22 protein-coding genes are annotated in these 18,198 nt (G+C 71.6%); 15 read left to right on the forward strand and 7 right to left on the reverse strand.

Annotated features, from left to right (window positions below; genetic code table 11):
* The first annotated feature begins 45 nt into the window (after nt 1–45).
* The 4 genes from DEJ14_RS02610 (at nt 46) to DEJ14_RS02625 (ending at nt 5,064) form a co-directional block, all read left to right on the forward strand.
* Nucleotides 46–852, forward strand: a complete 807-nt coding sequence (locus DEJ14_RS02610; RefSeq protein WP_240347571.1) for a carbohydrate ABC transporter permease — start codon at nt 46–48, stop codon at nt 850–852.
* A 279-nt stretch (nt 853–1,131) separates the two neighbouring features.
* Complete coding sequence (locus DEJ14_RS02615) at nt 1,132–1,920, forward strand: DeoR/GlpR family DNA-binding transcription regulator (RefSeq protein ID WP_111086189.1); 789 nt, start codon at nt 1,132–1,134, stop codon at nt 1,918–1,920.
* The gene (locus tag DEJ14_RS02620) at nt 1,917–2,912 is read left to right on the forward strand and encodes a 1-phosphofructokinase family hexose kinase (RefSeq protein ID WP_111086188.1); all 996 of its coding nucleotides are present in this window, start codon (nt 1,917–1,919) and stop codon (nt 2,910–2,912) included. The genes DEJ14_RS02615 and DEJ14_RS02620 overlap by 4 nt, the downstream gene beginning before the upstream one ends.
* Before the next feature lie 85 nt (nt 2,913–2,997).
* Nucleotides 2,998–5,064, forward strand: a complete 2,067-nt coding sequence (locus tag DEJ14_RS02625; RefSeq protein ID WP_111086187.1) for a PTS fructose transporter subunit IIABC — start codon at nt 2,998–3,000, stop codon at nt 5,062–5,064.
* A 192-nt stretch (nt 5,065–5,256) separates the two neighbouring features.
* Here the strand turns inward: DEJ14_RS02625 and DEJ14_RS02630 are convergent, their stop codons facing one another.
* Nucleotides 5,257–6,990 (reverse strand): beta-N-acetylhexosaminidase, encoded by a 1,734-nt coding sequence (locus DEJ14_RS02630; protein ID WP_111086186.1) that lies wholly within the window; start codon nt 6,988–6,990, stop codon nt 5,257–5,259.
* Nucleotides 6,991–7,026: 36 nt separating this feature from the next.
* Here DEJ14_RS02630 and DEJ14_RS02635 point away from each other — a divergent pair, with 36 nt between their 5' ends.
* Nucleotides 7,027–8,202 (forward strand): ROK family transcriptional regulator, encoded by a 1,176-nt coding sequence (locus DEJ14_RS02635; RefSeq protein WP_181437604.1) that lies wholly within the window; start codon nt 7,027–7,029, stop codon nt 8,200–8,202.
* Between the two features lie 51 nt (nt 8,203–8,253).
* On the forward strand, nt 8,254–9,012 hold the full coding sequence (locus DEJ14_RS02640) for a DedA family protein (protein WP_248704974.1): 759 nt from the start codon (nt 8,254–8,256) through the stop codon (nt 9,010–9,012).
* A gap of 11 nt (nt 9,013–9,023) precedes the next feature.
* Here the strand turns inward: DEJ14_RS02640 and DEJ14_RS02645 are convergent, their stop codons facing one another.
* Nucleotides 9,024–9,227: a hypervirulence associated TUDOR domain-containing protein gene (locus tag DEJ14_RS02645; RefSeq protein WP_111086184.1), complete on the reverse strand. Its 204-nt coding sequence runs from the start codon at nt 9,225–9,227 to the stop codon at nt 9,024–9,026.
* A gap of 201 nt (nt 9,228–9,428) precedes the next feature.
* Here DEJ14_RS02645 and DEJ14_RS02650 point away from each other — a divergent pair, with 201 nt between their 5' ends.
* Together DEJ14_RS02650 and DEJ14_RS02655 are read left to right on the forward strand one after the other, a co-directional pair.
* Nucleotides 9,429–10,481 carry a serine/threonine-protein kinase gene (locus DEJ14_RS02650; protein ID WP_111086183.1) on the forward strand — a complete coding sequence of 351 codons (1,053 nt, stop codon included), beginning with the start codon at nt 9,429–9,431 and terminating at the stop codon, nt 10,479–10,481.
* 49 nt (nt 10,482–10,530) lie between these two features.
* Complete coding sequence (locus DEJ14_RS02655) at nt 10,531–11,154, forward strand: phosphoribosylanthranilate isomerase (RefSeq protein WP_111086182.1); 624 nt, start codon at nt 10,531–10,533, stop codon at nt 11,152–11,154.
* Nucleotides 11,155–11,176: 22 nt separating this feature from the next.
* Here DEJ14_RS02655 and DEJ14_RS02660 read toward each other — a convergent pair whose 3' ends face one another.
* The 3 genes from DEJ14_RS02660 to DEJ14_RS02670 all read right to left on the reverse strand — a co-directional run bounded on the left by DEJ14_RS02660 (nt 11,177) and on the right by DEJ14_RS02670 (nt 13,115).
* A complete protein-coding gene (locus DEJ14_RS02660) occupies nt 11,177–11,935 on the reverse strand; it encodes an HAD-IIB family hydrolase (protein WP_111086181.1) in 759 nt (252 codons plus the stop codon).
* Nucleotides 11,936–12,025: 90 nt separating this feature from the next.
* On the reverse strand, nt 12,026–12,439 hold the full coding sequence (locus DEJ14_RS02665; protein WP_111086180.1) for an acyl-CoA thioesterase: 414 nt from the start codon (nt 12,437–12,439) through the stop codon (nt 12,026–12,028).
* A gap of 79 nt (nt 12,440–12,518) precedes the next feature.
* Nucleotides 12,519–13,115: a nitroreductase family protein gene (locus DEJ14_RS02670; RefSeq protein WP_111086179.1), complete on the reverse strand. Its 597-nt coding sequence runs from the start codon at nt 13,113–13,115 to the stop codon at nt 12,519–12,521.
* A 73-nt stretch (nt 13,116–13,188) separates the two neighbouring features.
* Between DEJ14_RS02670 and DEJ14_RS02675 the strand changes: the two genes are divergently transcribed.
* Nucleotides 13,189–14,112, forward strand: a complete 924-nt coding sequence (locus tag DEJ14_RS02675) for an AEC family transporter (protein ID WP_111086178.1) — start codon at nt 13,189–13,191, stop codon at nt 14,110–14,112.
* A gap of 164 nt (nt 14,113–14,276) precedes the next feature.
* A complete protein-coding gene (locus DEJ14_RS02680) occupies nt 14,277–14,684 on the forward strand; it encodes an aldehyde dehydrogenase (protein ID WP_111086177.1) in 408 nt (135 codons plus the stop codon).
* Nucleotides 14,685–14,699: 15 nt separating this feature from the next.
* Here the strand turns inward: DEJ14_RS02680 and DEJ14_RS02685 are convergent, their stop codons facing one another.
* Together DEJ14_RS02685 and DEJ14_RS02690 are read right to left on the reverse strand one after the other, a co-directional pair.
* Nucleotides 14,700–14,948 carry a nuclease gene (locus DEJ14_RS02685; protein WP_111086176.1) on the reverse strand — a complete coding sequence of 83 codons (249 nt, stop codon included), beginning with the start codon at nt 14,946–14,948 and terminating at the stop codon, nt 14,700–14,702.
* Nucleotides 14,949–15,040: 92 nt separating this feature from the next.
* Nucleotides 15,041–15,877, reverse strand: a complete 837-nt coding sequence (locus DEJ14_RS02690) for an exodeoxyribonuclease III (protein WP_111086175.1) — start codon at nt 15,875–15,877, stop codon at nt 15,041–15,043.
* A 93-nt stretch (nt 15,878–15,970) separates the two neighbouring features.
* On the opposite strand from DEJ14_RS02690, the gene DEJ14_RS02695 reads away from it, so the two are divergent.
* The 5 genes from DEJ14_RS02695 to DEJ14_RS02715 are packed head-to-tail and all read left to right on the forward strand — an operon-like array spanning nt 15,971 to nt 18,198.
* A complete protein-coding gene (locus DEJ14_RS02695) occupies nt 15,971–16,444 on the forward strand; it encodes an Asp23/Gls24 family envelope stress response protein (protein ID WP_111086174.1) in 474 nt (157 codons plus the stop codon).
* On the forward strand, nt 16,441–16,632 hold the full coding sequence (locus DEJ14_RS02700; RefSeq protein ID WP_111086173.1) for a DUF2273 domain-containing protein: 192 nt from the start codon (nt 16,441–16,443) through the stop codon (nt 16,630–16,632). Before DEJ14_RS02695 ends, DEJ14_RS02700 begins: the two co-directional genes overlap by 4 nt.
* On the forward strand, nt 16,629–17,000 hold the full coding sequence (locus tag DEJ14_RS02705) for a hypothetical protein (protein ID WP_111086172.1): 372 nt from the start codon (nt 16,629–16,631) through the stop codon (nt 16,998–17,000). The genes DEJ14_RS02700 and DEJ14_RS02705 overlap by 4 nt, the downstream gene beginning before the upstream one ends.
* Nucleotides 16,997–17,599, forward strand: coding sequence for a hypothetical protein (locus DEJ14_RS02710; protein WP_111086171.1), 603 nt, complete (start codon nt 16,997–16,999; stop codon nt 17,597–17,599). Before DEJ14_RS02705 ends, DEJ14_RS02710 begins: the two co-directional genes overlap by 4 nt.
* Entirely contained in the window at nt 17,596–18,198 is a 603-nt protein-coding gene (locus DEJ14_RS02715; protein ID WP_111086170.1) for a hypothetical protein, read from the forward strand. The genes DEJ14_RS02710 and DEJ14_RS02715 overlap by 4 nt, the downstream gene beginning before the upstream one ends.

Consider the following 18,198-nt stretch of genomic DNA (forward strand, 5'->3'; position numbering starts at 1 on the left):
GCGTCCGCGCCGGTTCCCGTGCGTTCTCGGAAGCGGAAGCCGCGCGTGGTCGCGAACACCATCGCGGTGGTGTTCTGCTTGGTGTGGGTGTTCCCGATCTACTGGATGGTGAACACCGCGTTCAAGCCGGCGGACGAGGTCACCACCATGACCCCGATCTGGGCGCCGCTGCACCCCACGCTCGACAACTTCACGCGCGCGCTCACACAAGAGGGCTTCCTGGTCTACCTGCGGAACTCGACCATCGTCGTGGTGGCCGCCGTGCTGCTGTCGATCGTGGTCGGCTTCCTGGCCTCGGCGGCGCTGTCGCGCTTCCGGTTCCGCGGGCGGCGGGCGATCCTGGTCGGCATCTTGTTCGTGCAGATGATCCCGTCGGGTGCGCTGCTCATCCCGCTGTTCCTGTCGTTCCAGACCCTCGGTCTGCTCAACAGCTACGTCGGGCTGATCCTGGCGTACGTCGCGAGCGTGCTGCCGTTCTCGATCTGGGTGATGCGGGGGTTCTTCGTGGCCGTACCCGTCGAGATCGAGGAGGCCGCGAAGGTCGACGGGGCCGGCACGTTCCGGATCCTGTGGAGCGTGCTGTTCCCGCTCGTGATGCCGGGGGTCATCGCCACGAGCGTGTTCGCGTTCATCGCCGCGTGGAACGACTACCTGATCGCGTACGTGATGCTCAAGGACCAGGGGATGTACACGCTGCCGGTCTGGTTGGCCGGGTTCTCGACGAACAAGGGCACGGACTTCGGTGGGTTGATGGCGGCGAGTGTGCTGTTCTCGATCCCCGTGGTCGTCTTCTTCCTGATCGTGCAGCGCCGGCTGGTCAGCGGGATGACGGCAGGGGCTGTGAAGGGCTGACCGGCGAACCCGAACGCCCCGTCGTGCACGAGCGCGGCGGGGCGTTCGTGCGTGTGGGGTGTTCGTGCGCGTGGGGTTCGCCGAGGTTCCACGACATGCCGCGTGCTGGACGCCGAGGTTCCACGGAGAGGCTGAGGGTCGCGTGAGATGCCGAGATTTCGGAACCTCGGGGGAGGGAGCGGGGAGGGAGCGGGGAGGCGGGCGAGGGCGGGGTGGTTGTGTTTGTGTGGGTTTGTGGCTTATGGTTCCTGAAACCCACGGGAACGAAGGAGTTCGGGCATGTACGCAACCGAGCGGCACGACGCGATCGCAGCAGCGCTGCAGGACGCCGGCCGGGTCTCCGTCGCCGATCTGGCCGAGCACTTCGACGTCACCACCGAGACCGTGCGCCGTGACCTCGACGCCCTCGAGTCCGCCGGGGTCCTGCGCCGCGTGCACGGGGGAGCGGTGCCGATCGGCCGCTCGAGCGTCGTCGAACTCTCCGTCGCCGAGCGCGAGGGACAGCACGGCTCCGCGAAGTCCGAGATCGCCCGCGCTGCGATGCGCCTGGTGCCGTCGACGTTCACCGGGTCGATCGCGATCGACGCCGGCACCACCTGCGCCGCCGTCGCCGCCGAACTCGCACGGTGGGAGCCCGCCACCGCCGGCGCGACCCTCACGGTCATCACGAACTCCGTGCCGATCGCCGCGACCCTGCAGCACAGCGAGCACGTCGAGCTGCACCTGCTCGGTGGCCGGGTGCGCGGGGTCACGAGCGCCGCGGTCGGCACCGCCACCGTCGAGCAGATCAGCGCCCTGCGGCCGGACATCGCGTTCGTCGGCACGAACGGCCTGTCCGCCGGCTTCGGCTTGAGCACCCCGGACGAGTACGAGGCCGCAGTCAAGGGCGCCTACGTCCTCGCTGCCCGTCGTGCCGTCGTGCTCGCCGACGCCGCGAAGCACGGGGTCGAGGCCCTGATGCGCTTCGCCCGGCTCGACGAGATCGACACCGTGGTCACCGACCAGGAGCCGCCGGCCGACCTCGCTGGCGCCCTGACCGACGCCGACGTCGAGGTCGTCGTCGCATGAGCCGCCGCATCGTCACCGTCACGCCGAACCCGAGCCTCGACCGCACCATCGAGCTCTCCGGCGAACTGCAGCGCGGCGCCGTCCAGCGCGCCACCCGCTCCACCGCGGAGCCCGGCGGCAAGGGCGTCAACGTGTCCCGCGTCGTGGTCGCGAGCGGTGGGGAAACCATCGCCGTGCTGCCCGGCGACGAGCTCGACCCCGTGCTGCTCGGGCTCGCCACGCGCGGCATCCCCACCGCCGCCCTGCCGATCGGTGCGCCGCTCCGCTCGAACGTCACCGTGACCGAGCCGACCGGCACCACCACGAAGCTCAACGAGCCCGGTCCCTCGCTCGCGGGTCGGCTGGACGACCTGGCCGACCTGGTCGCCGACACGGCCGCGGCGACCGCCACCGGACCCGCCGCCCGCTGGGTGGTCTTCGCCGGATCGCTCCCGCCAGGCCTGCCCGACGACGCGCTCGCCGTGCTCGTGCGTGCCGTCCGTGCGCGCCACGGTGAGGACGTCCGGATCGCGGTCGACTCGTCCGGCGTCCCGTTCACCGCCCTGCTGCAGTCCGGCGAGCGGATCGACCTGGTCAAGCCGAACGCCGAGGAGCTCGCCGAGGTCGTCGGCGGCGACCCCGACACCTACGAGCAGGACCTCGACGCCGCCGTGGCCGCCGCAGAGCGCTTGCGCGACCGGAACGTCGGCTCGGTCCTGCTGACCCTCGGCAGTGCCGGCGCCGTGCTGGTGTCCGACGAGGGTGCCTTCGCCGCCGCAGCACCGCGGATCGTCGCCCGCTCCACCGTCGGCGCGGGGGACTCCTCGCTCGCGGGCTACCTGCTCGCCGAGGTGGCCGGAGCGTCGCCCGAGCAGCGCCTCGCCCAGGCCGTCGCGACCGGAGCCGCCGCCGCAGCCCTGCCCGGCAGCGACGTGCCCGCCCTCGACCACACCGACCCGACGGCGATCTCGGTCCGGGTGCTCACCACGCACCCGGCACCCGAGCCCGCCTGACCCCGCCCCAGCCAGCCAGAACACCCCCACTCCCCGAACACCCGCACGACCCGCGCGACCAGCGCCATTGCGAAGGAGCAAGCACATGTCCGCAGACTCGAGTCCGCGCCTCATCAGCGCCCAGCTCGTCGGCCTCGACGAGGACCTCGGTGCCACCTCGGCCGACGTCATCCGCGTCCTCGCCGACCGCGTCGCCGCGACCGGCCGCGCCGCCGACGGCCGGGTCCTGGCCGAGGACGCCATCAAGCGCGAGGCCAGCGTCGGCACCGGCGTGCCCGGCGGCATCGCGATCCCGCACGCCCGTTCGGCGTCGGTGTCCGAGCCGACCCTGGCGTTCGCGCGTCTCGCCCGGAAGGTGTCGTTCGGCGCCCCGGACGGCGACGCCGACATCGTGTTCATGATCGCCGTGCCCGAGGGAGCCGACAAGGACCACCTGACGGTCCTCTCGACCCTGGCCCGTGCGCTCATCCGTGACGACTTCACCGCCGCCCTGCGCGCCGCAGCCACCCCGGACGAGATCGTCCAGCTCGTCGACCGCGAGGTGAGCGGCGAGGTGTCCGAAGCCGGCGTCGGGACGGCGAGCAGTGCCTCCAGTCCGACTGCCGCACCCGCGCCGGGCCGCAAGGTCTTCGTCGGCGTCACCGCCTGCCCGACCGGCATCGCGCACACCTACATGGCGGCCGACGCCCTCGTCGCCGCGGCGCAGCGCGCCGGTGCCGAGATGCACGTCGAGACCCAGGGGTCCTCGCAGGTCGAGCCCCTCGACCCGGCCCTGATCGCCCGCGCCGACGCCGTCGTGTTCGCGGTCGACGTGGACGTCCGCGACCGCGGTCGCTTCGCCGGCAAGCCGCTCGTCTCCGGCCCCGTCAAGCGCGGCGTCGACGAGCCCGACAAGATGATCGCCGAGGCCATCCGCGCCTCGGACGACCCGAACGCCGCACGCGTGCAGGGCGGAGCGTCCGCCGAGGGCGAGTCCACCGCCAAGAACGAGCACTTCGGGCAGGCGCTCAAGCGCTGGCTGCTCACCGGCGTCAGCTACATGATCCCGTTCGTCGCGGGCGGCGGGCTGCTCATCGCGCTCGGCTTCCTGCTCGCCGGGTACGGCATCGCGCTCACCCACGGTGACGACGGCGTCAACAACGCGGTCTTCGCGCTCCAGCACTACAACCTGGCCGACCTGCCGCCGGAGGGGCTGCGCTACTACCTCGGTGCCGCCGCGTTCCAGATCGGCTCCGTGTCGCTCGGGTTCCTGGTCGCGGCACTCGCCGGGTACATCGCCTACGCCATGGCCGACCGACCCGGCATCGCGCCCGGCTTCGTCGCCGGTTCCATCGCCGTCTTCATGAACGCCGGGTTCCTCGGTGGTCTGATCGGTGGCCTCATCGCCGGCGCCGCCGCGTACTGGATCGGGCGCATCCCGACCTGGCGCTGGCTGCGTGGCCTGATGCCCGTCGTGATCATCCCGCTCTTCGCCTCGATCATCGCTTCCGGCCTCATGCTGCTCGTGCTCGGTGGACCGATCGCCTGGCTGATGACGCAGCTGACCGAGTTCCTCAACTCGCTGTCCGGCGCCTCGGCGATCCTGCTCGGCATCATCCTCGGCCTGATGATGGCGTTCGACCTCGGCGGCCCGGTCAACAAGGTGGCGTACGCGTTCGCCGTCGCGGGCCTCGGTGCCGGGACCGCAACCAACGTCGTGCCGTTCGAGATCATGGCGGCCGTGATGGCTGCCGGCATGGTGCCGCCGCTCGCCCTGGCCCTCGCCTCGACCCTCCTGTACCGCAAGGGGTTCACGAAGCCCGAGCGCGAGAACGGCAAGGCCGCCTGGCTGCTCGGGGCGTCCTTCATCTCCGAGGGTGCGATCCCGTTCGCCGCCGCCGACCCGCTGCGCGTCATCCCGGCGTCGATGGTCGGAGCCGCGGTCACGGGTGCGATCTCGATGGCTGCCGGTGTGACCTCGCGGGCGCCGCACGGTGGGATCTTCGTGTTCTTCGCCATCGGGGACGTCGCGATGTTCATCGTCGCGATCCTGGCCGGCACGATCGTGTCCGCGCTGGTCCTGGTCGGGCTGAAGAAGTGGGTGCGTCGGGCCCCGGCGGCGGACGCCGCCGTGTCCGAGACGGCCGACGACCGCGTGGCCGTCGCCGTGTAGTCGACGTCACCACCTGACGGACGGGCGCGCCCCGTGGCAGCTGGCACCGGGCCTCCCGTCCGTGGTCGCGACCACCCCGTGAGGTTCCGAGATCTCGGAACCTCACGGGCGCACGCGGGCCTCCGTGGAACCTCGGCGGAAGTGAGCGGCGAGTCGTGGAACCTCGACGCGCCCGCCCGCCTGGGGCGCTCGCTACTCGGCGATGTTGGCCGTGATCGCGTCGATGTAGGCGGCACGGTCCTCACGCGAGTGCGGCCGCCCCGGGACGCCCGGACGCTGCTCCCACGGGAACGGCCCGGCCTCGTGCCGGTACTCGATCCCCATCGCCTCGAGCCGCGCGGTGTGCTCGGCCAGCCGCCCGCGGAACTCGGCGACGTCGCGCGGACCGGTGACGTCCGCCGACCAGAGCGCCTCGGCCAGGGCGGCCACCCGCGGGAACAGCTGGTAGTCGAGCTTCCGGGCGGTGTCGACGTGCTCCGTCCACATGTTGCCCTGGCCGCCGATGACGTGGGCGCGCTCGGACTCGGTCAGGCCGGACGGCACCGGGTCGAACCCGAAGACGTCGTCGACCGTCAGCACGATCGACACCGGGATCGGCTCGGTCGCCAGGTCGCTCTGGCGGTAGTCGAGGTAGGCCTGGTCGTCGGGCGACGAGATCACGTCGTGCCCGCGTTTCGCCGCCGTCCGGGCGCCGGTCAGACCGCGCCACGACACGATGGTCGCCGAGGGGTCGAGCGTGCCGCCCTCGAGGATCTCGTCCCAGCCGAACGCCTGCCGCCCGTGCGATGCGACGTGTGCCGCGAGCTGCCCGATGATCCAGGCCTGCAGCTGCTCTTCGTCCTCGAGCCCGAGTGAACGCATGCGCTCCTGCGTGCGGGGGTCCTCGACCCACTGCACCTTCGGGCACTCGTCGCCGCCGATGCCGATGTAGCGGGAGGGGAAGAGGGCGATGACCTCGTCGAGGACGTCCTTGAAGAAGTCGACGGTGCTGTCGTCGGCGTTCAGGACGTCGTCGGCGATGCCCCACTCGGTCCAGACCTCCACCGGCGTCTCGGGGTGCACGCCGAGCGACGGGTAGGCGGCCAACGCAGCACGGACGTGCCCGGGCGTCTCGGTCTCGGGGACGACGGTGACGAACCGGTCCGCCGCGTAGGCGACGATCTCGCGGATGTCGTCCTGCGTGTAGTACCCGCCGTGCGGGCGGCCGTCGAACGCTGCGGGGTGCAGCACGCCGTCGGCGTCGGGGACGTGCGCGCCCACCTGGGACTCGCGGCGCCACGACCCGACTTCGGTCAGGCGCGGGTACTTCCGGATCTCGATGCGCCAGCCCTGGTCCTCGGTGAGGTGGAAGTGCAGCCGGTTGATCCGGTGCGCCGCGAGCTGGTCGACGACGCGCATGACCTCGTGCTTGGTGCGGAAGTGCCGGGCGACGTCGAGCATGACGCCGCGCCAGGCGAAGGCGGGCGCGTCCTCGACGATGGTGGACGGGACTGACCACGGCCCGGTGCCGACACGGCCGCTGCGGTACACGTCGGCGGGCAGCAGCTGGAGGAGCGCCTGGACGCCGTAGAACACGCCGGCGGCCGAGCCGCCCGCGACGTCCACGCCGTCGGGCGTGACGGTCAGGCGGAAGGACTCGGCGCGCTCGCCCTCGGGCGACGGCGGGCCGGCGGGCAGGGAGGGATCGTCGGTGACGCGCAGCGAGATGACGCCCGTCCGGACCGACCCGTCGGCGGAGGCTGCCACGTCTTCCGCTGCGTCCCGGACCGGCTGGCCGGTCGACGCCCGGAGCGTCTGCTGCAGGTACAGTCGGACCGATCCGCTCGCTGCGTCCGCTGCGATGCGGGTCGACGGGGTGATCTCGAAGGCGCCGGTGCCGGGGACGGCGCGGCGCGGTCGTGGGATGAGCATGTCGGAGTCCACCATTCCTCAATGATCTTTCGTAATGTGGAGGCTATGGCCGTGGACGAGACCGTGTCAACGATCCCGAGTGTCGTGGGGACGACGCCGGGCGTGCTCCGACTCATGAACTCCCGGGCCATCCTCGACGAGCTCCTGCGCGACGACGCATCGCGCACCGTGACCGAGCTGAGCCGCACCGTCGGGCTCTCCCGCCCCACGGTCGAGGCGGCGCTCGCAGACCTGGTCGACGAGGGCTGGGTGACCGAGGCCGAGGCGATCGCCACCCCGAACAAGGCCGGCCGCCGGGCCAAGCGCTTCGCGGCGGACGCCACCGCCGGTTCCGTGCTCGGCGTCGACCTCGGACTGCACGGCATCGTGGGCATCCGCGCCGACCTGCGCGGGAACACCCTCACCCGGGTCGAGGAGCGCTACGCGGACCTCGCCGACGCGGAGCAGGCCTGGACGAGCGTGCAGGACGTGGTCCGCCGCCTGACGGCCGACTCGGAGGCGTCCCCGGTCCTCGCCGCCACGTTCGGCGTCCCCGCCGTCGTCGACCGTGCCGGCGAGATCGACTACACGGTCGCCGTGCCGGAGTGGGTCGAGCGCCGCGTGCCCGGCCGGATCCAGGACCTCTTCCCCGGCATCGCGACGTTCTTCGACAACGACGCGAAGCTCGCCGCCACCGCCGAGGCGATGTGGGGGCGCTTCCGGGGCGTCCAGGACGGCCTGTACCTGGTGATGGGTCGGCAGATCGGCGCGGCCTACGTCATCGACGGGGCGTTGGCGCGCGGAGCGCGTGGTGCGGCTGGCGAGATGGGCGGCCTGGCCTCGACCGGGTGGCCCGGTGCGCCGGCCCGCCTGGAGGCCCGGATCGCGTCCGACACGGACCTCGAGTCGGTCTTCGCCGCGGCCGGGCGCGGGGGCGCAGCGTCGGGTCGCGTCGGCGAGGACGACCCGGACCCGGCGGCGGTCGAGGTCGTCCGCGCCTTCGCGGACGACGTGGCACCGGGCGTCGTGCAGCTCGTCACGACGATCGACCCCGAGGTCGTGGTCGTCGGGGGCGAGGTCCTGCCGGCGGCTCCGGTGTTCGCCGAGGCGCTCGCCGCGGTGGTCACGCCCCAGCTCCGGCACCCCGTCGAGATCGTCCCGTCGACGGTCGGTCGTGACGCCGTCGCCCGCGGTGCCCTCGCGCGGTCGTTGACGCACGTGCGGACCTCGCGCATGGGACTCGGCTGACGCCCAGGTACCGCGCCGGGTCCTGACAGGGCGCTCAGGGATGCTGGGGGCATGACGACTGCCGTGACCGCCCGTGCCATGACCGTCGCCACCGGCGACTCCACCGCTCCCTCGGACCTGGGCGGACTCTCCGGTCTCGTGCTCCAGATCATCGACGCCCTGGGGGAGTGGGGTGTCGCGCTCATGCTCTTCGTCGAGACAGTGTTCCCGCCGATCCCGTCCGAGCTCATCCTGCCGCTGGCCGGCTTCCTGGCGGGTGCCGGGCAGATGAACCTCGTGCTCGTCCTCGTGCTGGCGACGCTCGGGTCCTACCTCGGTGCGCTGGTGCTCTACTGGCTCGGCGCGAAGATCGGGTTCGAGCGCACCACGCGGTGGTTCGGCAAGCTCCCCCTGGTCGACGAGGACGACTTCCGCAAGGCCGCCGCGTGGTTCCACCGGCACGGCAAGAGCGCCGTGTTCTTCGGCCGCTTCGTCCCCATCGTCCGGAGCCTCATCTCGCTGCCCGCCGGTGCTGACCGCATGCACCTCGGCACGTTCTCGGTGTTCACGATCATCGCGAGCGGCATCTGGAACAGCGCCCTGGTGCTGCTCGGTGCTGCCTTCGGCTCGCAGTACGACCGCGTCGAGCAGTACACCGAGTGGATCGACCGGGTGCTCTACGTCGCGATCGCGGTCGTCGTGGTGACGTTCGTGGTCCGGCGGGTCCGACGGTGGCGGGCAGACCGCCGCGCGGACGGGGGCGGCAACGGCGACGGTGCCGCGAGCGGGGGCGCACGAGGTCGTCGTCGCGCCGAACCCGCCCGCGACTGAGCCGGTCGTCGTCAGGCCTTGGTCAGCGCCGACTCCTTGTGCGCGGCCTGCTTGCCGCTCTTCTCCGACTCGACGATCCAGTACGGATCGTCGTCGGTCGGCTTGAACGTCTGACCGTCGAACTCGAAGTCGCTCGTGCGCTTCCGCACGAGTTTCCCGGTCGTCTGTCCCTGCGAGGTGTTCCAGTGCACCTCGTCACCCTTCGTCAGTGCCATCGCTGTCCTCCTTGCGTGATCGCTCACCCTGGTCGGAGGTCGAACGGTACGCTGATGCATCCGCATGAACACAGGGAAGTACGCCGATCACGATGTCATAACACCCGCCCGAAAGCGGGGTCGGACGCGTACCGTTTCTCGTGAGCCAACAAGCCGGCAGCAGCCGCGGAACCTGCGGCTCCCGACGGAACGACGGACACCATGACCCTGCTGGACGGCTTGCGGACGGAGACGGTCCTGTCGGGCCGGTACCGGCTGGTGAAGCTCATCGGCACGGGTGGCATGGGGACCGTCTACGAAGCCCGCGACGAGCACACCTACCGCGCCGTCGCCGTGAAGCTCTTCGCGACGCCGGACAAGATGACGACGGCCGACCGCGTCCGTCAGGAACGCGAGATCCGGCTCCTCAGCATGCTGTCGCACCCCGGGCTCATCCCGCTCTACGACGCCGGCACGCACGACTTCCCCGACGGCCCGCACCGGTTCATCGTGATGGAGCTCATCGCCGACACGACGCTGCTGCGCCGACTGTCCGAGGGGGCCCTGCACAACTACGAAGTGGCCGACCTCGGCGCCCAGCTCGCCGACGCCCTGGCGTACGTGCACTCGCGGGGCATCGTGCACCGGGACGTCAAGCCCGCCAACATCCTGATCAGCGACGAGGGCTCGTCCGGCTTCGCCCGGACCGTGAAGCTCACCGACTTCGGCGTCGCGCACTTCGTCGACGGCTCCCGCCTGACGAACGACGGCACGATCATCGGCACGGCGGCGTACCTGAGCCCCGAGCAGGTCGCCGGTGAGCCGATCAGCTTCGCCACCGACGTGTACTCGCTCGGACTGGTGCTGCTCGAGGCCCTCACCGGCAAGCAGGAGTACTCGGGCACCCTGATCGAGGCGGCACTGGCTCGCCTGCGGCACGACCCCGAGATCCCCGACGACGTCGCCTCGGAGTGGCGTGAACTGCTCAGCCGGATGACCGCCCGCGACCCGGAGCGTCGTCCGACCGCGGTCGCGATCGCGAACGCCCTGCGGGGCGGCTCCACGCAGGTCACCGGCCCGGTGCCGCTCGGACCGGAGCGGGTCAAGCACCAGCGCGACCACCGGATGCACCGTGCGGCCCACCGGCACGCGAAGCGCGGGACCTTCTCGGCCGTCCGCCGCTGGCGTCGGCGGAACGTGCTCGTCGGCTCGTTCGCGGCGTTCGGCGTGCTGGTCGCGTGCGGCTCCGCCTACGTCGCGGGCATGCTGCACTGAGCTCGCCCGCGCGTCCCGTTCGTCCGTGGTCCCTGGCAGGATGGACAGCATGACCGACCAGCGCTGGATCAAGATCTGCGGCCTGTCGACGCCCGACACCGTGGACGCCGCCGTCGACGCGGGCGCCGACGCGGTCGGTTTCGTCTTCGCCGCGAACAGCCCCCGCACCGTGACGGCCGACCTGGCGAAGGAACTCGTCGAACGGCTGCCGGACGGCATCGACGCCGTGGGGGTCTTCCGCGACCAGAAGATCGACGAGATCGTCGGCATCGCGTCCGAGGTCGGGCTCACCACCCTGCAGCTGCACGGGGGCGAGGCCGCGACCGACTTCGCCCGAGCCCGCGACGCCGGCTTCTTCACGATCCGGGCCCTCGCGGCCGAGGACTACCTGCGCGAGACCCCGGAGCAGCGTGCCGCGTACGACCACGACCTGCTGCTGCTCGACGCCGCCGTGCCCGGCAGCGGTCGGCTGATCGACCCCGCCGTGATCGAGGGCGTGATCGACGAGGCCTGGATCCTGGCGGGCGGCCTGACCCCCGCCAACGTCGTGGCCGCGGTCGAGGCGCTCGACCCCGACGGCGTCGACGTGTCGAGCGGCGTCGAGTCGGAGCGCGGCGTGAAGGACCCGGCCAAGATCCGCGCCTTCGTCGAGGCCGTCCGCAGCCTGGGCTGACGCGCCGTCGGCTGCCGCGCCGTCAGCGCAGGGTCGGGATGAGCTCGGTCAGGAAGGCGTCGGTGTCCTCCCAGCCCTCGACCGCGTGGCACGGCACACCGAGGGCCTTCACCGGGTAGTCGTTGCCCTCGGGGTCGAGCCGGTCGCCGACGAAGAGCATGTCGTCGAGCGCGATGCCGGTGATCTCGGCGAGACGCTGCATGCCGTACGCCTTGTCGATGCCCTTGCGGGTGATGTCGACGCTGGTCGAGCCGCCGGACCGCACCTCGAGGTCGGGGAGCTCGGCCTGCACGCGGCGGCGGAGGTCGTCCTTCTTCGCGCCGGTCGGGTCCCACTGCTTCTTGACGTCGACCGGAGCGGCCTGGCCGAGTGCGGAGAACGTGATCTGCGACCCGCGGTCCTCGAGGATGTCGCCCCAGGTCTCGGACTCCCAGTAGCCGGCGTCCTTCGCGACGGACTCGACCGCTGCGAGGGCGCGTGCCTTCTGGTCGTCGGTGAGGTCCTCGGCGTACTGCAGGGCCCAGTCGTCGTCGGACCAGCGGTAGTACCGCGTGCCGCAGGTCGGCAGCAGGTGCAGGTCGTCGAGGGTCAGGCCGTCGCGGTGGCGGAGCGGGGTGACGAGCTGCTGCTCGAACTGCGTGAAGTTGCCGCCGGAGATGACCGCGACCGGCACGACCTCGAGCAGGGACGCGAAGGTCTCGAGCATGCGGGGGTCGAGGGAGGACTTCGACGGGGCGAGGGTGTCGTCCAGGTCGAAGGCGACGAGGCGGGGCGTGGTCATGCCCCGATCCTGCCAGAGGCCACCGATCACATGCCGGGTGCTGTGTTCACCGCACGCGACTGCTGCGCGATGTCTGCGGGGTCACGCGGGTCAGGCGCGGTGCGTCGCGGGGACCCGGTCGCGGTCATACGTGATGTCCGTGTAGCCGTGCGGCGCCGGGTTGCCGTCGTCGTCGAGGTTCACGAACACGACCTCGTCGATGGTGAGGATGCTGCGGTGCGTGAAGAGGTTGCGCGCCTCGGCCCGCATGGTGAGCGAGCTGCGGCCGAAGCGGGTGGCGACGAGGCCGATCTCGACGATGTCGCCCTCCTTCGCCGAGGACACGAACTCGATCTCCGACATGTACTTCGTGACGACCTTGCCGTTGCCGAGCTGGATGATCGCGTAGACCGCGGCCTCTTCGTCGATCCAGCGGAGCAGGCTGCCGCCGAACAGGGTGCCGTTGGCGTTGAGGTCCTCGGGGCGGACCCACTTGCGGGTGTAGAAGTTCATCTCGGGCTGCATGTCACGACATTCTACGCGGCAGCGGGTACGGCAGCGGCCGCGCCCCGGCGGGGACGCGGCCGCGTGCTGGTACCGAGGACTACTCCTTGACGAGCACGACCTCGTCGAGGGGTAGGCGGGTGCGCGGTGCGACCTCGCGCTCGGCCGCCTTCTCGTCGAGCTGCGACGGGTGTGCGACGGTGCCGATGGCCGTGACGGTGAAGGGCAGGAAGCGCTCCGGCAGGTCGAACGCGGCGCGCAGGCCGGCGGCGTCGATGCCCGCCATCTGGTGCACGTGCAGGCCCTCGGCGTGCGCCTGGACGGTCAGGGCGGCGAGCGACTGGCCGAGGTCGTACTGGGCGAAGGGACGCTCGTCGCCGTCCTCGGTCACGGTCTCGAGCACGCCGACGACGAGGGCGCTGGCACGGAAGGCCCAGGCGGCGTTGAAGCCGAGCAGGTTCTCGTTGATCTTGCGGAACGTCTCGGTGCCACGACGGCCCGCGATGAAGCGGCGGGGCTGGAAGTTCATCGCCGACGCGGCCCAGCGGGCGGCCTCGAGGACGGCGTCGAACTGTTCGTCCGAGATCGTCGCGGTCTCGTCGTAGGAACGGGGGCTCCAGCGCTCTTCGAGCAGAGGCACGAGGGGCTGGCTGGAGTCGGTGGACCGGGTGAGGGTGTCGGCGTTCGTCGAGGTCATGGTGCCTGCAACGGTATTCGATGCGAACGCATTTCCGACCTGAGCGACGTCACATGGTGCAAGGATGGTCGCGATGGGTGGCGTGTTGACCGGCTTCGCGATCATCGGCGCGATCATCGCCGGTGGGTACGTCGTCGGGCGCATCGGACTGCTCGGCCCGCACGCACAGTTCGTGATGAGTCGCCTCGCGTTCTTCGTGCTCATGCCCTGCCTGCTCTTCCACACCATCGCCTCGGCCGACATCGAGTCGCTGCTGTCCCCGATGCTCTGGGTCTCGCTGCTGAGTGCCGCCGTGGTCGCACTCGGAGCGGCGGCCGTCTTCCGGTTCGTGCTGCGGCGACCGGTCACCACCACGACGGTCGGGGCCCTGGCCGCGAGCTACGTCAACGCGAACAACATCGGCCTGCCGGTCGCCGTCTACGTGCTCGGGCAGGCGACCGCGGTCGTGCCGGTGATCCTGCTGCAGCTCATCGTCATCGCGCCGGTCGCGTTGACGATCCTCGACGCCGCGACGTCAGGCGCCGGCGGCTGGGGACGCCGGATCTCCGGGCCGTTCCGGAACCCGATCATCATCGCCTCGCTGGTCGGTCTGGTGTTCTCGGCGACCGGGATCACGCTGCCCGACCCCGTGCTCGAGCCGTTCTCGCTGGTCGGCGCGGCTGCCGTGCCCGTCGTCCTGCTGTCGTTCGGGATGAGCCTGCACGGTGCCGCGCCGCTGCGGGACCCGGCGATCCGCACGGACGTCATCGTGGCGTCGTCGATCAAGCTCGTGGTGATGCCGGCGGTCGCGTACGTGTTCGCACGGTTCGTGTTCGGGCTCGGCGACCAGGACGTCTTCGTGCTCACCACCCTGGCGGCGTTGCCGGCGGCGCAGAACGTGTTCAACTACGCGCAGCGCTACGACGCGGCGGTCCCGGTCGCCCGCGACGTGGTGCTCATCTCGACGATCGGCTCGGTCCCCGTCCTGGTCGCGATCGCCGCGCTGCTGCACCCGTAGCGGCCCTGGTCGCACTGCGAGGCGGACGGGAGGCCCGTGGCGGGGCCGCACCGTGCCTCCCGTCCGCCGTGGGGTCGCGTGCACCGCGTCGGCCGAGGGGGCGCGCGTACGCTGGCGTCCACGGGGCGGACCCGCCTCGGGACCACGACGGACGGAGACCTCCGATGGACACGATGGCGATGATGAAGAACATGTCGATGACGGACATGCCCGCGGCGATGGACATGGACGTGATGCAGGACACGATGATGGCGATGAACGCCGCGTCGATGGCCGCCACGATGTGCTCCGCGAGCGACATGCGCATGGGCGGCGAGATGGCCACCTGCGCCGCGATGTGCTCCAACACCGCGATGATGGCCGACACCGGCATGCGGATGATGATGCGTCCGGCCGGCATGGACCTGCCGAGCATGCAGGCGATGCTCATGGCCGTGATGACGATGGGCACGATGTGTGCCGCCGAGTGCCGGGGGCACATGGAGATGGACGAGTCGTGCCGCTACTGCGCCATGGCCTGCGACGAGATGGTCGCGAAGTGCGAGGCGATGCTCGCCTCGATGTCTGCCTGAGCCGACGAGCCCGAGCTACGCGCTGCGCGCCGTGGTCTGACGACCGGCGGCGCTGAGGATCTCCGCAACCGGGTGGTGGGCGACCGGGTCGCCGACCGACAGGAAGGCGTCGGCGTCCGCCACCCGGAGCTGGGTCACGACGCCGTCCAGGAACGCCACGACGGCGTCGGCGGGGCGGGTCTCGACGACGATGCCGTCGCGCCATGCGCCGGGGGCCGCGTTCGCCATGACGCGCTGGATGGGAAGGATCGTCGTGCGGGACATGGCTTCACCTGCTCTCGAGGGGGTTCGGTGCAGGAAATCTACGTCCGGCCTCCGCCCCGCTCAACGCGGGCGGACCCGGGACGTAACAGAAGTCAGAAGATCATCGGACGGTCGTCGTCGAGCGACGTGTCCAGGTCGAGGTCGACCACCACGGGGACGTGGTCGCTCGGGGCGTCGCCCTTCCGCTCGTTGCGGTGGATCGAAGCGTCGGTGACGACGTCGGCGAAGGCCTGCGAGCCCATCACGAAGTCGATGCGCATGCCCTCGTTGCGCGGGAACCGCAGCTGCTTGTAGTCCCAGTAGGTGTAGCCGTCCGGCACGATCGGCCGGACGACGTCCTGCAGCCCCGCCGCCTCGAACGCCCGGAAGGCGTCGCGCTCCGGTTCGCTGACGTGGGTGTGCCCCTCGAACACGCGGACGTCCCACACGTCGGTGTCGAGCGGTGCGACGTTCCAGTCGCCCATCAGCGCGAGCGGGGTCTCCGGTGACGCGGCGATCCACTCGGCGGTGCGGTCGGCCAGCTGCGCGAGCCAGTCGAGCTTGTACGTGTAGTGCGGGTCGCCGACCTCGCGCCCGTTCGGCACGTAGAGGCTCCAGAGCCGCACGCCGTCGACGGTGACGCCGATGGCCCGGGCCTCGACGGGCAGGTCCGGCCCCTCGTGCCCCTTGAGGAAGCCGGGCTGGCCGGGGAAGTCGCGGGTCACGTCCTCCATCGGCAGGCGGCTGGCGAACGCGACACCGTTCCACTGGTTCAGGCCGTGCGCCTCGACGTGGTAGCCGGCGTCCTCGAACGCCTGCACCGGGAACTGCTCCGGCTTGCACTTGATCTCCTGCATGCCGAGGACGTCGACGTCCTCGCGCACCAGCCAGTCGACGATCCGCCCCACTCGGGTGCGGACGGAGTTCACGTTCCAGGTCGCCACGCGCATGGGATCGAACCTACCGGCACGCCCATCCTCGGCCGGGGTACGGCACGATGGTGTTCGCTGGAACACCAGGAATCGATCGCATCGGAGGCAGCAATGGCATCGACGACGAACCGCGTCGACGGGACCGCGACGACCGGCACCACGACCGGGACCACCACCACGCAGGTCACGACCAAGGGCAAGACGATCATCGACGACACCGTCGTCGCCAAGGTCGCGGGCATCGCCGCGCGTGACGTCCCCGGCGTCTTCGCCCTCGGCGGGAACGCGGCCCGGGCCTTCGGCGCCATCCGCGATGCGATCGGCTCGAGCGCGCTCGGCCAGGGCGTCCGCGTCGAGGTCGGCGAGACCCAGGTCGCCGTCGACCTGACGATCGTCGTGGACTACCCGACGCCGATGATGGACGTCGCCACCGCGGTGCGCGCCGCCGTCACGAGCGCCGTCACCGAGCTCGTGGGGCTCGAGGTCACCGAGGTCAACATCGCGATCAACGACGTGAACATCCCCGCACTGAACGGCACCGCCGACGACCTCGACGGCGACGTCCGCGAGGGCCGGGTCCGGTGAACGCCACCGTCGTCGGGATGGGCGTCGGCGCCCTCCTCGCGATCGTGGCGGTGACCCTCGGGTTCTGGGCGTTCGTGGTCGTCGCCGTCTGCATGGCCGTCGGTGGACTGGTCGCCCGCATCGTCGCCGGCGACGTCGACGTGCGTCGGCTGGTCGACGTGCTGCGCGGACGCCGGAGCTCGTCGTGACCGACGCCGCGGTCGCCACGGTCGGCGACAGCGGCGTCCGGCTCCGCGGCTCCGACCGCATCGGCACGTCGGCGCTGGTGCACACCGCCCAGGCGGTCGCCGCCGAAGCGCTGCGCGTGGCCTTCCGGGAGGTCCGTGCCCGGGTCTCCGACGACGGCCGCGGCGCACTGGCGGTCGAGATCACCGCCCCGCTCACCCTGCCCGTGCTGGGGAGCCACGCGGTCCCCGACGAACCCGTCGTCACGAGCGCGCACCGGGCCCGTGGCACGATCGCCGAGCGGCTCCGGACCATCACCGGCCGACAGGTGTCCCGGGTGACCGTGACGTTCGCGTCGTCGGTCGTCGACGTGCCGCGGAGGGTCCGGTGACCGCCGCTCCGTCGCACGGCGAGCACGCCGCCACGTACCGCCGCCTGCTCCGCCGCGAGACCCACGTGTCCCGGTCGGGCGCCGTCGTCATCGCGATGCTCATCACCCTCGTGCTCGCCGCCGCTGCCGTCTTCGCCGGTGCGCTCGTGCTGCTCGACCAGAACGTCCTCGGCGTCGACCCGCGCGCCGTGGCGGACGCCGCCCTCGCCGCGCCGGACGGCCTCGACACCACGCTCGTCGTCGGGATCGCGGCGATCGTCGCCCTCGTCGGCCTGGTGCTCCTGCTGCAGGGCCTCCTGCCGCAGCGGCGTCCGCGCCACGCGATGGCATCTGACCGGCTCGCCGTCGTGGTCGACGACGAGGTGCTCGCCTCTGCTGCTGCCCGTGCTGCCCGCTCGGCCACACGCCTCGGCCAGGACGCCGCCGTCGGCACCGTGGGCCGCCGCACCGTCGAGGTCGTGCTGCGCCCCGCTGCTGGCGTCGACGTGCCCGCCGTGGCCGCGACCGAGGCCGTCGAGCACGAGTTCGCCGCGATCGACGCGCTCCCCGCCCTGGCTGCGAGGGTGCGCGTCCAGCCGACCGGACGGGTGGACGGATGAACGCGACCAACCGTGGGCTCGGCCGGACGGCACTCGTCGTCGTCGGGCTCATCCTGTTCGTCGCCGGGGTCGGCGCGATCCTGGTGCAGACGGCCCAGGGCCTGCCGCTCGTGGCGTCCTGGTGGCGCACGGCCGGCGACGCACTCGCGGGCCTCGGCACGGACACGTCGCGCGATGACTCCCTGCTGTCGTGGACGTGGGTGCTCGGCGGCGGGGTCGTCGTCGGCATCCTGGCGATCGTGGTGCTGACGACGCTCGGCGGAGGCCGCGAGGGCACCGTCGTCGAGAGCGACGGATCAGCCGACGGCGTCGCCGGTTCGGTGCGCGTGGAGTCCACGGCCGTGCAGCACGCGCTGTCGTCGGCGATCGGGGAGCTGCCGCAGGTGGCCTCGCTCGCGGTCGACGTGTACCGCGTCCGTGGTGGCCGGGCGATCCGGGTGCGGGTCCGTCCGCGCCGGGGCGCCTCGCCGCGTGAGGTCACCGAACGGGTCGAGGCCGTCGTCGCCGACCTGGACGCCCTGCTCGGCGAACGCCTGCCGGTCCTGCTCGAGATCGCGCGCGGTGGGGCCGGGTCCTCGCGCCCGGACCGCGTGCACTAG

Origin of the sequence: Curtobacterium sp. MCJR17_020, from assembly GCF_003234365.2 — a bacterium.
Taxonomy (GTDB): Bacteria; Actinomycetota; Actinomycetes; order Actinomycetales; family Microbacteriaceae; genus Curtobacterium.